At 50.3% G+C, this 14,878-nt stretch carries 12 protein-coding genes; 4 read left to right on the forward strand and 8 right to left on the reverse strand.

Annotation, left to right across the window (positions count from 1 at the left end):
- Positions 1-63: 63 nt before the first annotated feature.
- The 4 genes from ADN00_RS09520 to ADN00_RS09535 all read right to left on the reverse strand — a co-directional run bounded on the left by ADN00_RS09520 (position 64) and on the right by ADN00_RS09535 (position 3,516).
- Positions 64-819 carry an IclR family transcriptional regulator gene (locus ADN00_RS09520; protein ID WP_075062737.1) on the reverse strand — a complete coding sequence of 252 codons (756 nt, stop codon included), beginning with the start codon at positions 817-819 and terminating at the stop codon, positions 64-66.
- Between the two features lie 156 nt (positions 820-975).
- Positions 976-1,704: an amino acid ABC transporter ATP-binding protein gene (locus ADN00_RS09525; protein WP_075062777.1), complete on the reverse strand. Its 729-nt coding sequence runs from the start codon at positions 1,702-1,704 to the stop codon at positions 976-978.
- A 10-nt stretch (positions 1,705-1,714) separates the two neighbouring features.
- A complete protein-coding gene (locus ADN00_RS09530) occupies positions 1,715-2,593 on the reverse strand; it encodes an amino acid ABC transporter permease (protein ID WP_236691499.1) in 879 nt (292 codons plus the stop codon).
- Positions 2,594-2,652: 59 nt separating this feature from the next.
- Entirely contained in the window at positions 2,653-3,516 is an 864-nt protein-coding gene (locus tag ADN00_RS09535) for a substrate-binding periplasmic protein (RefSeq protein WP_082390025.1), read from the reverse strand.
- Between the two features lie 533 nt (positions 3,517-4,049).
- On the opposite strand from ADN00_RS09535, the gene ADN00_RS09540 reads away from it, so the two are divergent.
- From ADN00_RS09540 to acnA, 3 genes are all read left to right on the forward strand, one after another.
- A complete protein-coding gene (locus ADN00_RS09540; protein ID WP_075062738.1) occupies positions 4,050-4,196 on the forward strand; it encodes a pilus assembly protein in 147 nt (48 codons plus the stop codon).
- A gap of 495 nt (positions 4,197-4,691) precedes the next feature.
- Positions 4,692-5,993: an NADP-dependent isocitrate dehydrogenase gene (gene icd, locus ADN00_RS09550; protein WP_075062740.1), complete on the forward strand. Its 1,302-nt coding sequence runs from the start codon at positions 4,692-4,694 to the stop codon at positions 5,991-5,993.
- 31 nt (positions 5,994-6,024) lie between these two features.
- Positions 6,025-8,727: an aconitate hydratase AcnA gene (acnA, locus tag ADN00_RS09555; protein ID WP_075062741.1), complete on the forward strand. Its 2,703-nt coding sequence runs from the start codon at positions 6,025-6,027 to the stop codon at positions 8,725-8,727.
- A gap of 328 nt (positions 8,728-9,055) precedes the next feature.
- Here the strand turns inward: acnA and ADN00_RS09560 are convergent, their stop codons facing one another.
- From ADN00_RS09560 to ADN00_RS09575, 4 genes are all read right to left on the reverse strand, one after another.
- Entirely contained in the window at positions 9,056-10,018 is a 963-nt protein-coding gene (locus ADN00_RS09560; RefSeq protein WP_075062742.1) for a sugar phosphate isomerase/epimerase family protein, read from the reverse strand.
- Positions 10,019-10,063: 45 nt separating this feature from the next.
- Positions 10,064-10,918, reverse strand: coding sequence for a carbohydrate ABC transporter permease (locus ADN00_RS09565; RefSeq protein WP_075062743.1), 855 nt, complete (start codon positions 10,916-10,918; stop codon positions 10,064-10,066).
- Between the two features lie 12 nt (positions 10,919-10,930).
- Complete coding sequence (locus ADN00_RS09570) at positions 10,931-11,815, reverse strand: carbohydrate ABC transporter permease (protein WP_075062744.1); 885 nt, start codon at positions 11,813-11,815, stop codon at positions 10,931-10,933.
- 84 nt (positions 11,816-11,899) lie between these two features.
- Positions 11,900-13,252, reverse strand: coding sequence for an ABC transporter substrate-binding protein (locus ADN00_RS09575; RefSeq protein WP_160317507.1), 1,353 nt, complete (start codon positions 13,250-13,252; stop codon positions 11,900-11,902).
- A 334-nt stretch (positions 13,253-13,586) separates the two neighbouring features.
- Between ADN00_RS09575 and ADN00_RS09580 the strand changes: the two genes are divergently transcribed.
- Positions 13,587-14,810, forward strand: a complete 1,224-nt coding sequence (locus ADN00_RS09580) for a response regulator (RefSeq protein ID WP_075062745.1) — start codon at positions 13,587-13,589, stop codon at positions 14,808-14,810.
- Positions 14,811-14,878 lie beyond the last annotated feature (68 nt).

The following is a 14,878-nucleotide window of genomic DNA, read 5'->3' on the forward strand; positions in this document are numbered from 1 at the left end:
GCCAGTGCGGCTTGAACGATTCTCTCGAAGCATAACCAGGTGTAAACCCATCTCCCCTACTCCTCAGTAGCGTCCTAAATAACCAAGATAGCGCGAGATTTGCTCCCCGACATGCAGGATTTCGGGAATATACTGGTTCACCTTTTCTTCGGTAAAGCGCTGCGCCGGGCCTGATATGGTAACGGCAGCAACAATTAACCCACTCTGGTCAAAAATTGGGGCGGCCACACCCGCCGCGTCTGACAGCCACTCGCCGCGGCTGAGGGAATACCCCTGACGTCGGATTTTTGTCAGCTCATCGCGGAGAGCGTGCTCATCCACGATGGTATTGGAAGTGAGCGGCTTGAAGTCGGTATGGCGGATGATCTCATCGCGGCGCGCCTCGGGTAAAAAGGCCAGGAACACCTTGCCAGCCGAACCGGCATACAGAGGAAGGCGGCGGCCCACCCGGGCAACAATGCGCACATTCTGCGGGCTTTCCAGGCGCTCCACGCAAACCCGCTCGTTGCCTTCCATGACATACAGGCTGATCGTCTCCTGGGTTGAGCGATGCAGTTCTTCCAACATGGGCATCGAGCGGGCGCGAACGTCCAGCGTTTCGCTGTAGACACCCGCCCACTTTAAAACCTTACCACCCAGCGCGTACGTATGGGTGGTAGGATTTTGGGTGAGTATTCCGAGTTCTTTCATGGCAGCCAGCATGCGCCCGGTGGTGCTGGTAGATAGACCAATCAGGCGCGCGGCTTCACGCACACCCAATTCAGGGCGTTCGAGGGTGAAACAATCTAAAATAGCGTTGACCCGCTCTATCGTTTGCATGGGCTACTCGATTGGGAAAAAATGTCCCGCTATATGGGACATCGTCCCGTTATTTTCAATGAAATTATTATACAAACCTGCGGGGCTGAATGTCAAGTACCTCTCTGTTAAAATCCGTTAAACAAATCGGCGAGATGGGCATCACCAACCCGCTCCTTATTTGTGCAAGATCTGCGAAAGGAACAGGCGGGTGCGGTCGTGCCGGGGATTGTTGAAGAGGTCATGTGGTGTGGTGTGCTCAATGATGATGCCCTGATCCATGAAGATCACCTCATCAGCGGCGGCGCGGGCAAAGCCCATCTCATGCGTAACCACCACCATGGTGATGCCCTCTTTCGCCAGGTCGAGCATCACATCCAGCACCTCTTTGATCATTTCCGGGTCCAGAGCGCTGGTTGGCTCGTCAAAGAGCATAATTTTGGGGTTCATGGCCAGCGCGCGGGCAATTGCCACACGCTGCTGCTGGCCGCCAGAAAGCTGGGTGGGAAAGTTATGCGCTTTTTCGGCAATGCCCACCCGTTCCAGTTGTTTCATGGCAATCACCTCAGCCTCTTTGCGCGGGGCTTTCTTGACCACACGCAAAGCCAGGGTTACATTTTCCAGCACGGTCAGGTGCGGATACAAATTGAAGTGCTGAAAAACCATGCCAATCTGTGAGCGAACCGAATTGAGATGTTTTTGATTGCCGTTGACGCGCGCGCCATCCACAAAAATCTCGCCCGAAGATTCGACCTCCAGATGGTTGATGCAGCGTAGCAAAGTCGATTTCCCCGAACCGCTGGGGCCAATGATCACCACCACTTTTCCGCGATTAATTTCCAGGCTGACGCCATTCAACGCTTTGACCGGGCCAAAGTGTTTGTAAACATTATTCATGGAGATAATTGAATCGGTACTAGTGTTCATCTTTACGGATCCGCCTTTCAATCAGTTTAACCAGAAGTGAAAGTGCAACGGTCATGGTCAGGTACATAACCGCCAGGGTAATATAAGCTTCTTGATAACGAAACGAATGGCCGGCATACAAGCGCGCCACCTGGGTGATGTCGCGCACAGCCAACACCGAAACCAACGATGAATCTTTCAACATGGATACAAAATCGTTTCCCAGAGCCGGCAGAACATTGCGAATGGCCTGGGGTAAGATCACAAAGCGCATGGCTTGGGGGTAAGACATGCCCTGCGAACGGGCTGCTTCCATTTGACCCTTGCCAATAGACTGAATGCCAGCGCGGAAGATTTCGGCCAGAAACGCTCCGTAGGTAACCGAAAGAGCGATGATCGCGCGCAGGTTCATGGAGACATCTTTGTTTTGAACCAGGAGGAAGGGGGTGGCAACTGCTTGTAGACCAATGGAGGTGATCCAGTTGCCAAGCGCATTCATTCCATTGACCAGGGCAGGAACACCAACCAGGGCGATGAAGAAAATTAGAACCAGCATGGGAATGCCGCGCACCAGCTCAACGTATAGGGTGGCCAGGTTTTTCAGCACAACGTTGTGAGAAATCCGCGCCAGGCCGGCCAGCAGACCAAACAGAAGAGCCAGTAAGAACGCCCAAAAAGTGGTCTGGACGGTAACTCCCAGCCCCACCTTGATAAAGTTGAACGCCTCGGTGTAGTTTTCTCGCGTGATGATGGTATAGGTCGTGATAATGGCAATTAATACCATCGCGGGAAACCACCAGGGAAAATCCCGGTAATTGAACTTACGCTGCTCTTTCTGAATCTGGTCTTCGATGCCAGGTAAATCAACTGCTGTCGTTTTATAGGCCACAATAACTCCTTTTCTCGAGGGGCGGTCGGGCAACCGCCCCTCAAGATGATTGGAAAAAATTACTCAGTAACGATGTCGTCGTAGGTGATGGTGAAATCGGGGCCAAAGAATTTGACGTTGACTTCGTTGAGGAAGCCGTCATCTTTCATAGACTGGATCGCTTGGTTGACCGGGTCTACCAGGTCGCTACCTTTAGGGAAGACAAAACCAAGCTGGTCGCTGCTGATATTGGGGCCGATCAGCTCAAGCGCTTCTTTGTTCTCGCCCAGGTAGCCCATGCCCACCACCTCATCGATGATGACGGCATCCACATCACCGGCGATCAGAGCTTGCACAGCAAAGGGGAATTGCTCGAATGCCTGGATGCGGTCAGCAGACATGTAGGTGAGCGCGGTCTCATAGTTGGTGGTACTGGCCTGAGTGCCAAGCACCAACTCGGGATTGGCCACAAAGTCCTCAATGCTGGCAAAGCGGGTTTCACCCTGGCGAACCAGCAGGCGCTGGACAATGTTGATGTAACCTTCAGAGAAATCCACAATTTCGGCGCGCTCGTCGGTGATGGTGATGCCATCGGCAGCTACGTCATACTGGCCATCCGCGACGGACTGGATCATGGCGTCCCAGGCCACTTCGGTGAAGACCGGTGTGCAGTGCAGGCGGGTGCAGATCTCATTCCAGGTATCATAGTCCCAACCGCCCGGCTCGCCGGTTTCGCTGGAAATGTAGTTAAACGGCAGATAAGCGTTTTCAACGGCAATGGTGATCTCACGGCACTCGAGATCAACCAGGGCCTCTTCAGCCGACCCCAAACAACCTTCCGGATCCGCCGCACCGGCTGCGTCTGCTGAGGGAGCTGAGGCGCACCCCGCCAGAACCAGCGCAAAAACAACCATCAACAAAATAAAAAATCGATTTCTATTCATCCTTCTATCTCCTGTTTTCATCAAGTTTTTTGTTTTTCAGAAGTGGAGGGTCCAGCTTCTGATTGGGCAGCCAATTATTGTCTAGACATCTAAAAACAAACAACACTTCGCACAACGGAGGGTTTCCGCCGGGTACAGGACAGCCTTTTCCGATTTTTCAACGTGGGTGGGAAGTAGTACGAAAAAAGGCCTTCCCCACCGGAAGGCCTTCGCTTTACATCTGCTATCAAGCTTCAATCGTCTGAATGCTTAAGCAAGAAAAGCCGCACCTCCCGATAGAGTGCAGATATGCTTATGCTTCAGCTGCTTAACTCGCAAAACGATTTCGCTCATAATGTAACTACTTTAACCAATCACAGGGCATTTGTCAAGCGATTATTGTTAATAAATCTTTAAGAGATGACGGCTCCCTGACAAGGCTGCGGACAAATATTCTGCCAACCATTTCGACTCTGGGATAAAAATGTATATTTTCTGTCTATGCCGTGTATGCTACAATCTTTACAAATCTATTGTTTTCAGGAGGGATTCATATGTTATTCGCTCCGCAAGAACAAGCACAAGGTCTATTGGAATACGCGCTCATCCTGGTCATCGTGGCTGTTTTGGTCATCGCTGTTGTTTTTATCTTTGGTGGTGGTGTAGGGAGAATGTTCAGCAACGTTACAGAAACCATTTAAGCAAATTTCTGCTCCCCCAACCAGCGCGTCAACGTTCGCGGATGGGTTGTTGGGCGCAGCCGATCCCTGCTTTTGCCGGATTGTGCCAACCCGCGCTCCCGAACAACCGGTCCCTTTCAGCAGCAATTGAGGCGCGCAAAATCACCAAAACAGAACACACCCCAACAAAAAAGAGCCAGGCGGGCTCTTTTTTGCTGGACAGATTGTGTCCCAACAGGTTTGCCTCAAAGAGAAGCAGGAATGGCGCAGGGATGGCACCCTGACAGGAATATTTTCTCTAAAAACGAGTAATCTGTCAAGAGATGTCTGGACAGGTAATTGATGTCTCGTTTAATGGGACGGCGTCCCAAAATAGTTGACTTTGATTTTCCAATTTGGTAAGATATTTTTCAATTCAAGGCTTCGCTTGCCCGCCGATTCAACGGATACTTTTGCGAGCCGGTAAAGAACGGAATGCCTTAACGCGGCAAAGGCCGCGCCCACAGGAGATAGACCATGTCCCAACCCTTTTTCAGCCCCCCTTTCGATGCCCAGCCGGTCACCAAACCCGGTGATCAATTGCTGGTTCCCGATTACCCCATCATCCCCTTTATTGAAGGAGACGGTATTGGCCGCGACATCTGGCGCGCCGCGCGGCGGGTGATGGACGCCGCGGTGGAAGTCGCCTACGGCAAGCAGCGTAAGCTGGGCTGGATGGAAGTGCTGGCTGGAGAAAAAGCCAATCAGTTAATGCAAGCCTGGCTGCCGCTAGAGACGCTGGAGGCCTTTAAGACCTACAAAATTGGCATCAAAGGCCCCCTGACCACACCGGTGGGCGGCGGAATGCGCTCGTTGAATGTAACCCTGCGCAAAGAATTGGATTTGTTCGTCTGCCAGCGGCCGGTGCGCTATTATCAGGGCGTGCCCTCGCCGGTCAAGAATCCGCAAGACGTGGACATGGTGGTCTTCCGCGAAAACACCGAAGACATTTACACCGGCATTGAGTTTCAGTCCGGCAGCGAGGAGAATGAACGCTTTCTGACGCTGTTGAAAGAACATTTTCCGGCCGAATACGCCAAAATTCGCTTCCCGGGCAGTTCCAGCGTGGGCATCAAACCCATCTCGAAAGAAGGCAGCCAACGCCTGGTGCGGGCGGCCATTCGCTGGGCGCTGGAGAACCAGCGCCGGCGGGTAACCCTGGCGCATAAAGGTAATATCATGAAGTTCACCGAAGGCTCTTTCCGCGCCTGGGGCTACGACTTGGCGGAAAGCGAATTTGGGGGGCGGGTCTATACGCAGCGCGCCTGGGAGCAGACCAGGAAACAGGCCGGCGAAGAGGCCGCCAACGCCGAAATGCAGCGAGCGTTGAGCGATGGCAAGCTGTATGTCAACGACATGATCGCTGATATTGTTTTTGAGGCCACCATCACCCGCCCGCGCGACTTTGATGTGATTGCCACGATGAACCTGAACGGCGATTATCTCTCCGACGGCCTGGCCGCTCAGGTGGGCGGCGTGGGCATCGCGCCGGGAGCCAATATCAATTATGACAGCGGAGTGGCCGTGTTCGAAGCCACGCACGGCACCGCGCCACTCTTTGCTGATAAAGATATGGCCAATCCCTGCTCGCTGCTGCTCTCCGGGGAAATGATGCTGCGTTATTTAGGCTGGCGCGAAGCCGCCGGGCTGGTCGTGAAAGGCATCGAAGGCGCGCTGACCGCCAAGACGGTTACCTTCGATTTTGAGCGCCTGATGGACGGCGCGGTGCGCCTCTCCACTTCGGAGTTTGCCACCGCGATCATCCAGCACATGCGTTAAGCCGCTTGCATTTTGTGAAAAAGAGGTACTGATGAACCAAGATTTTTCTTCCGCAAAAACGACCTTAACCACTCCTTCCGGCAGCTACGTCTATTACCGCCTGGGATTTCTGGAAGAGCAGGGCCTGGCAAAGCTGGCGAGCCTGCCCTTCTCCATCCGCGTGATGCTGGAAGGCGCGCTGCGCGCCTGCAACGGCCGCGAAATCACCCGCGAAGATGTGGTCAACCTGGCGCAGTGGACGCCAACCGCTGCCGAACGGCCAGTGATGCCCTTCAGCCCGGGGCGGGTGGTGATGCAAGATTTCACCGGCGTGCCGGTGCTGGTGGACCTTGCGGCGATGCGCTCGGCGCTGCAGCGCATGGGTGGCAATCCCATGAAAATCAACCCGGTGGTGCCGGTGGATGTGGTCATTGACCATTCAGTGCAAGTGGACGCGTACGGCGTCGAAAACGCCGCGGCCATCAACGCCGAGCTGGAATTCAAGCGCAACCGCGAACGCTATGAATTCCTGCATTGGGGGCAAAACGCTTTCGACAACCTGCGTGTGGTGCCGCCGGCGACGGGCATTATCCACCAGGTAAACCTGGAATACCTGACCCCCGTGGTGCTGACCAAAGCACACGGCGCGGAGACGCTGGCCTACCCAGACACCATCGTTGGCACCGACTCACACACCACGATGATTAATGGTCTCGGTGTGGCAGGCTGGGGTGTGGGCGGCATTGAAGCCGTGGCCGCCATGCTCGGACAGCCCATCGAGATGGTGACGCCGGATGTGATCGGCTTCAAACTCAGCGGAAAACTGCCCGCTGGGGCCACGCCCACCGACCTGACCCTGACCATCACGCAGATCCTGCGCAAGAAGGGCGTGGTGGGCAAGTTTATTGAGTACTTTGGCCCCGGCCTGGACGCGCTCAGCCTGGCCGACCGGGCGATGATTGCCAACATGACCCCCGAATACGGGGCAACCATGAGCTACTTCCCGGTGGACGAGCTGACCCTGGCCTATCTGCGCCTTACGGGGCGCGCTGAAGCGCAGGTGGAGCTGGTGGAAGCCTACTTTAAGGCGCAGGGACTGTTCCGCGAGAACGGCGCTCCCGACCCGCAGTACAGCGAGGTCATTGAGCTGGACTTGAATTCCGTGGAACCCAGCCTGGCCGGGCCCAAACGCCCGCAAGACCGGGTCACATTGCGGGAGGTGAAAACCAATTTCTACGCGTCGTTACAAAAACCCAAAGCGGAACGCGGCTACGGCCTGGATTCGCAAGAGCTTGAGAGCAAAGCCACCCTTTCCATGCAGGGCGAGGATTTTGAGCTGCGTCACGGCGCGGTTGTGCTGGCTGCCATCACCTCCTGCACCAATACCTCCAACCCCTTTGTGATGCTGGGGGCAGGTTTGCTGGCGCGCAAGGCCGTCGCTCGGGGGCTGCGCGTCAAGCCGTATGTAAAAACCAGCCTGGCGCCCGGCTCGCGTGTGGTCACCGACTATCTGGTGAAGGCCGGGCTGATGGATGGTCTGGAAGCACTCGGTTTTACCGTGGTTGGCTATGGCTGTACCACCTGCATTGGCAACAGCGGCCCCCTGCCCGAAGATGTGGTCAGGGTGATTAAAGACAATCACCTGGTAGCGGCGGCAGTGCTTTCGGGCAACCGCAATTTTGAAGGACGGGTCAGCCCGCACACGCTGGCCAATTACCTGGCCTCCCCCCCGCTGGTGGTCGCCTACGCACTGGCCGGCCGGATGGACATTGATTTTGACAGTGAAGCCATCGGTGCTGGTAGCGACGGCAGGCCGGTCTATCTGAAAGATCTTTGGCCCACACCAGAAGAGATCTACCAGTTGATTGACGCCAGCGTAACGCCGGAACTCTTCCGCCAGCGCTACGCAGAAGTGTTCGCCGGCAATGAAGCCTGGAATGCACTGGGCGCAGGCAACGGCAAAATCTACACCTGGGATGAAGCATCCACCTATATCCAGGAGCCGCCTTACTTTGAAAACCTGACCCGCAGCGGAAATATGGCCGCGCCGATTAAAAATGCGCGCGTGCTGGCGCTGCTGGGCGATTCGATCACCACAGACCATATCTCCCCGGCCGGTTCCATCCCCTCACAAAGCCCGGCGGGGAAATACCTGCAGAGCCTGGGGGTGGATGGTACCGACTTTAACTCGTATGGCTCGCGGCGCGGCAACGACCGGGTGATGACCCGCGGCACCTTTGGCAACATACGCCTGAAGAATTTGATGGTGCCCGGAACCGAAGGCGGTTACGCCATGCACCTGCCAAGCGGCGAGATATCAAGCCTATACGAAACGGCTATGCGCTATCAATCAGAAGGGACCGCGCTGCTGGTGCTGGCTGGCAAAGAATACGGCACCGGCTCCAGCCGCGATTGGGCGGCGAAAGGTACTATGCTGTTAGGAATTAAGGCGGTCATCGCTGAATCGTACGAGCGCATTCACCGCTCCAACCTGATCGGCATGGGCGTGCTGCCCCTGCAGTTCAAACAAGGGGAAAACGCGCACAGCCTGGGGCTGGACGGCAGCGAAACGTACGAGATTGAAGATCTAACGGAGCGCCTGGAGCTGGGACAGGAAGTGCAGGTACGCGCTGCCCGCCCGGATGGAAGCCATGTCCAGTTCACCGTCATCGCCCGCATCGACACGCGCAATGAACTGCGCTATTACCGCAACGGCGGATTGCTGCACACCATCTTGAGAGATTATTTACAGTAAGGCTACTGTATTGGATTTTTACAACACGGCCCGGATGGATTGTCGATTCTTTGGCAAATATTCAATGCGGTACTTGTTCATGCACAACCATTGGGTTTATGCTGAACTTTCACCAAGTAAGTCAAACCTTTCTTCTTGATGGTTGAACTTTTCATCATTGTATGGAGGGGCTGCACGGGCAACCAGCAACTTTCTCCAGCCGCATAGCTTGCAGTTTTTTGGGAGTCGACGTTCCATCCCCAACTTCTAAAAGCATTAATAAATCCATTCAAGGTGATATATTCGCCTTGAATGGATTTTGAAGCAACTTCCGATGCAAATTTACCGATTATATTTTCTCTTCAAATGACTTGATAAATTCAAATCCCACCTGCTGGCGGCGGTCAAATTCTTCAACGGTGGGTTTCTTATGGCCAGGCATTAAGAAAGGCGCGCACTGTTCATAGGCAAAATATCCTTCATAGCCAATCTCTTTGCACGCCTTAAAGAAAGGCAGCCAATTCTCAATGCCATCACCCGGAATAACCTCCTCGCTGGCATAGACGACCCCGCTGGGACCGTGCTTAAGTTTCACTCCCAGGGTATGAGAATGCACCATCCTTTTCCCAATACTCTTAACAATTTTTATAATATATTCAGACTCCTGATGATCAAACAGCGGTAAATCCAGCCCGATTTTTACATTCTCCATGTCCACTTCGTCTACAAGGTCAATCAAATCTTGGACACAATTAACCACAGGCGGATGGCCCTGGACCGCAAGTGTAACCCCAAATTCTTTGGCAATGTTCCCTGACTCGATAATCCCAGCGCGTACTGATTCCCATTCCCGTAAATAATCATCTTGGGTAGATACTTCTAATGTCCTTGAATGCATTGCCGTTTGGCAATAACCCTTGTCCCAATAATCTTGCCAAAAATACCCGATAAAGGCAGGTAAAATGCGAACAACTTTACAATCCATGTCTCTTGCAAGTTCGCAACAAGAGCGAACGTACAGCAATTCCTTTTCGGTGTGCGGCACCAATACATGATCTGACCGCATAAAGTTCGTGCAAGCATCCACTGCCGCAAACTTAATTCCCTTATCGTTTGCATAGCTAAGAAGGTTTTTCCGTGCTTCCAAACTCAAATCTGGCGGAAAGCTCATCGGGCGGTGCGGCCAAAGGTCAACAGCTTCATAGCCAAACCTGGCAGCCCGATCTACCACTTGCTCCATTGTCAACGGATTTCCACTGTAAAAATAGGCTCCATAATTCACAGCATCCAGGCTTTGTTTAATCTTGAACATTAATATTTTCTCCTTATAAGCAAAATTGAACCGGTTGTGGTGGAATTAACCTTTTAATCCAGTAATTGAAATGCCCTGGATAATTTGGCGTTGGAAAATCACATAAACAACAATGGGTAAGAGTGCCGCAAGGAAGAATGCGGTCATCATGAGATTAACCGTCATGAAGGAGTTGGGATCGTTATACCAATTAATCATCTGGCTCACCGTGATGATGTCATTGTTCTTGGCAATCACCATTGGCCAAACGTAGTTACCCCAGGTAGTCATAAAGGTAAGAATGGCCATGGTCGCTAACGCATTCCGCGAAAGCGGAAGCACAATGTGCCAATAAACTCCGAAATGGTTATCACCATCGATAAGAGCCGCATCCATCAGTTCTCTCGGAATATCTTTAAAAAACTGTGTCAGCATGAACAACCCAAAAGCGGATGCTAAACCAGGCACAACCAGACCTTGCATTTTATTCACCCATCCAAAATTCGCAACCAGCAAATAAGTCGGAACAAGGGTCACTGCAGTAGGGATCATTAAGGCAACCAGAACAATGCCAAACAAGATTTTCTTGCCGGGAAAATCAAAAAGTGCGAATTCAAAAGCAGCCATTGAAGTCAGCAGCAAAGACCCAAGCATAGTCAAGAAAGAATATTCTAGTGAGTGCGCATAAGCTGCCAGAACATTGGCTTCAGAGAGAACCTGTTTGATATTTTCAATTCCGGCAGTAAAAGAACTGGGGTACAAACGCGGATTAATGGCAATGGGAATTCCGGGTTCGCTGAAGACAATATTGAACATCCACCAAATGGGAAACAATGCCATGACCATAAAATTGACAGCCAAAATCCATTTGAGCATTTCGCCAATATTGAAATGTTTCCGTAGATATCTAAAAAGGTTCATTGTAGAGCTCCATTAGTCTTTGCGGCGAAGTAAGAATAAGATAGCCGTAATCATCATGATCAGAACCGTTAGCAGAAAACCATAAGCGGAGGCCTCGCCAAATTTGTACACGCCAAAAGCGCGTCCAAACATATCCATTACAGGGAACAAAAGCGCTTTCAAGCGGCCGCCATAGCCTTGAGTGGTTGACAAAGTCAATAACCAGGGAGCATCAAAAACCTGCAGGGCAAAAATAAAACCTTGAGCAATCACGAAGAACAATACCGATTCGAGCAAAGGAATTGTGATATAGATCAATTCTTGCCATTGATTGGCGCCATCCACTTTTGCTGCATCGTAATAATCATTAGGAATATTCTTCAACCCGGCCAGCAAAATAACCATGTTCCAACCCGCAGACCGCCAAACATCCACAACAATCAGCGCATAGATCATTACCGATGGGTCTTTTAACCAATTTACCGATTCAAGTCCCAATGCCTGTATGGCTGTATTGATAATGCCAACCTCAGGAGCATACATCCAGCGCCAAACAGATGCGGCAAGAAACAAGGGCATCATCGTTGGCACGAAATAAGCACTACGGAAGAAGTTGGCTACTGGTCCGGTAAGGCTGTTTACAAATAACGCCAGAGCAAAAGCAACCGTAATTCCAAGTGGCACGGTGATAGATACATATTTAAGAATATTGGTGAATGAGATAATGAAATCCCGAGATTTGAGCAGGTGTATATAATTTTGAAATCCAACAAAGACTGCCGGGTTTACGCTATCCCATTTATAAAAACTGGTATTTAAGCCCTTCAAAATCGGATATAAAAAGAAAATGGAAAAGAATATGAAGAAAGGGAGAAGCATCAAATAATGCTTATATGTCTTTCTAAGCCAGTATTTCATTAATTTGATTCTCCTGATAGTTTTTTGTTTTGAGGTGCGGAGTAAAACTCCGCACCTCATGTGTTGGGTTTTCGAACTCAGTAATTACCGATTAACAATGGTGTCATTCAACTGCTCGATCAGGTCTGCTGCGCCTTCTTCAGGGGTGAAAACGCCGGTGGTGATTTGAGCAAGGTTGTCTTGCAATACCTGGTAGTAGTTACCAGGGTATGCCTCGGTGAAATGCGGCGGACGTTCGAATAAAGAGGAAACCGCAGCATCGTAGGTGATTGATAACAACGGATTTGTTACTTTGGCAATTGCAGCATTGTTCGAATTGAATCGTCCCAAAGTCTCACCCCACCGCAGTAATTGGGGTTCGTCGCAGATATAGGTGGCAAACTCCCAGGCCAGGTCAAAGTTTTCGCTGTTGGGCGAGAAACCGATAAACTCGGTGCCGCGAACGCCACCCTTATTATCGGGTGTTGCGCCAGGGATGAGAACATAGTCATAATCCAGGCTGCCATTCTCTTTTGCCGCTTTGAAAGTGGGATCCATCCACGGGCCGGTTACAATGAAAGCTAATTTATTGCTGAGGAAGAGATCCGTGGTGGCCTGATCCTGATCGCCATTTTCAGTCCCATACGGCTTGGCAGCTTCCAAAAATTCTACGGTCTGAATATATTTTTCAGGATTGATAAGCGTGGTCTCATTTTGGAAATCGATACCCCACTCCTCGGGGGTGGCGGCGCCGCTGTAAATATTGGTGAAATCCCACCAATCGTTATAGAAGGAGCCCATACCAAGGTAACCGGCATTGTAGATCTGCTCCATCTGGGCAAGCCATTCATCCCATGTCTCGATGGGTTCATCGGGATCAATTCCGGCAGCTCTTAAGACAGTCAGGTTGCGATATAAGAAAGTAGAATACCCCGTAAATGGCAAAGCATACATTTCATTATCGCCAGGCATGACTTCCTTAATCATTTCTTCATTGAACTGGCTTCTGTATTCTTCCGGCATAGCCATCCAATTATCATAAACATTTTCCATAGCGTTAATGCTGGTGAACAGCGCACCCTGGCTCGTTGTACCCATGTAGACGTCAGGAATGGTGCCACTGGCAGCACTGGTTACAATGCCAGTATTCAATTCATCGCCGCCTTTGCCAGTCATGTTAATCTTTACGCCAGGATGAGCCGCTTCGAATTCAGCAATGAAGGTTTTCATCAAATCGCCGCCGACATCAGATGCATAATCTGAGAACGTCCAAAATTCAAGGGTGACGTTCTGTTCGCCAGTGCTGCTTGCAGGCTCTGCTTCTGATGCAGCTTCGGCTTGCGCCGCCGGTGGTTCTGATGCTGGCTCTTCGGTTGGCAATGCTTTGGGTGCGCACGCTGAAAGCAAGAATGCACCCATCACGAGCACACTGATCAACACTCGAAAACTCTTCTTCATTATTTTCTCCTCCATACAATTCAACTTTCGCCAAGAATGGATGAACGCCAAGGATTGTCTTTTAGATTTTTTTTGTTATTCACACCTCCAAACAAGCATAATTGAAGGATTGCAGAATCGACTGTTCAGTTTCATGAAAAAGTCTCAATAACAGATTAGTACAAATTACACTCTTTCTTGCGCCAAATTATTGCCAAGCAATTGCCTTTTTGGTTTCGATTGGTAAAATGAATATCCAGATAAGTTTACAATTGATTACAGGCTGGCCTTTGCATTAGCTTAATGGATTGCCTTACAGTTTATTAGTCAAAGATATTCAAAACAGAAGGTGACAATGGATAGACATGAATTTCAAAATAATGTTAAAGATATCCTGAATCATTTATCCGATCCTGCTTACCTGGAAAACCGTAATTTAATCAACTTATTCTACAATGGAGAAGACGCCCCCCTTACTGTGCGGATGCAGACCCTGCGCGACACATTTCAGGAATGTGTCAATTTTTTACAGCCACCTGAAGGAACTCCAACTAATGCCGCCGAGTGGCGGTGTCAAAGAATTTTAACGCTGCGATATTTCCAATTAAAAGAATGGCATTTCATTGAAGAAGAATTAGGGTTAAGTCAAAGACAGGTTCAACGTGACCTTAAGAAGGGCTTGGATGCCTTGATTTCAATCCTTTGGGACCGGTTTATGACCCAAAACCAGGACCTAACCCAACCAGATGGCAAATCAGAAGAAGAACTTGAAAACTACGAACAGGAATTGATCAAAGAGGAGCTTAAGAACTGGGAAATTTCCCTTGACCTCATCAATTTATCCCAAATTCTTGAACAGGCGCTTCAGCTATGCAAATCACAGCTAGGGGCTGAATTCCACCATAGTGTGGACATGAGGGATGTGGATGTAAATTTGAATGTCGTGGTTGACCAGGTGCTGACCAAGCAAGGGCTGTATAAGATCTTTTCGATCATGAGTGACTGCATGGATAGTCTTGAGTCCCAAATTAAAACTCGCAAATTAAACGATTTTTTTCATGAATTAGAATTCACTTTCAATTCCACGAACATGTGCTCCTTGAACCAATGGAGCATTGCGCAGTTGTTCTTTTCCATCCAGGGATTACGCAACAACATTGTCGAGAGCAACGGCTTAACGGTTGTCTCTATTATTTTTCCCGTGAAGAAACATTCAAGTTGTCTTGTGATTGATGATGTCGAATCGGTCCGCAGGTTGATTGAAAGGATGCTTGGATCATTTGGAATTCAAGTTTTTGGAGCCGACAATTATAATCATGCCCTGAATTTGATCCAGCTGGTGAAACCAGATTTTATTTTGCTGGATATTTTGATGCCGAAGATGGACGGCTGGCAAATGATAAAAAATCTAAAGTCAAATCCAGATACTTCAAAAATTCCGGTCATTATTTGCTCAGTATTGTTTGAGCCCGAACTCTCTCAAGCTGTTAATGCAGCGGGGTATATCCGCAAACCGATTAACCGGTTGGAACTTATTAATACGTTACAAGAACTAAACCTCATAAAAACTGTTGAATAATAACCATCCCGTATTTATCTTATGAGTTGTTGGCGATGGTTTGGCAAATGGCTGGCAAAATTCTCCTT

The organism is Ornatilinea apprima (genome assembly GCF_001306115.1).
Taxonomy (GTDB): domain Bacteria; phylum Chloroflexota; class Anaerolineae; order Anaerolineales; family Anaerolineaceae; genus Ornatilinea; species Ornatilinea apprima.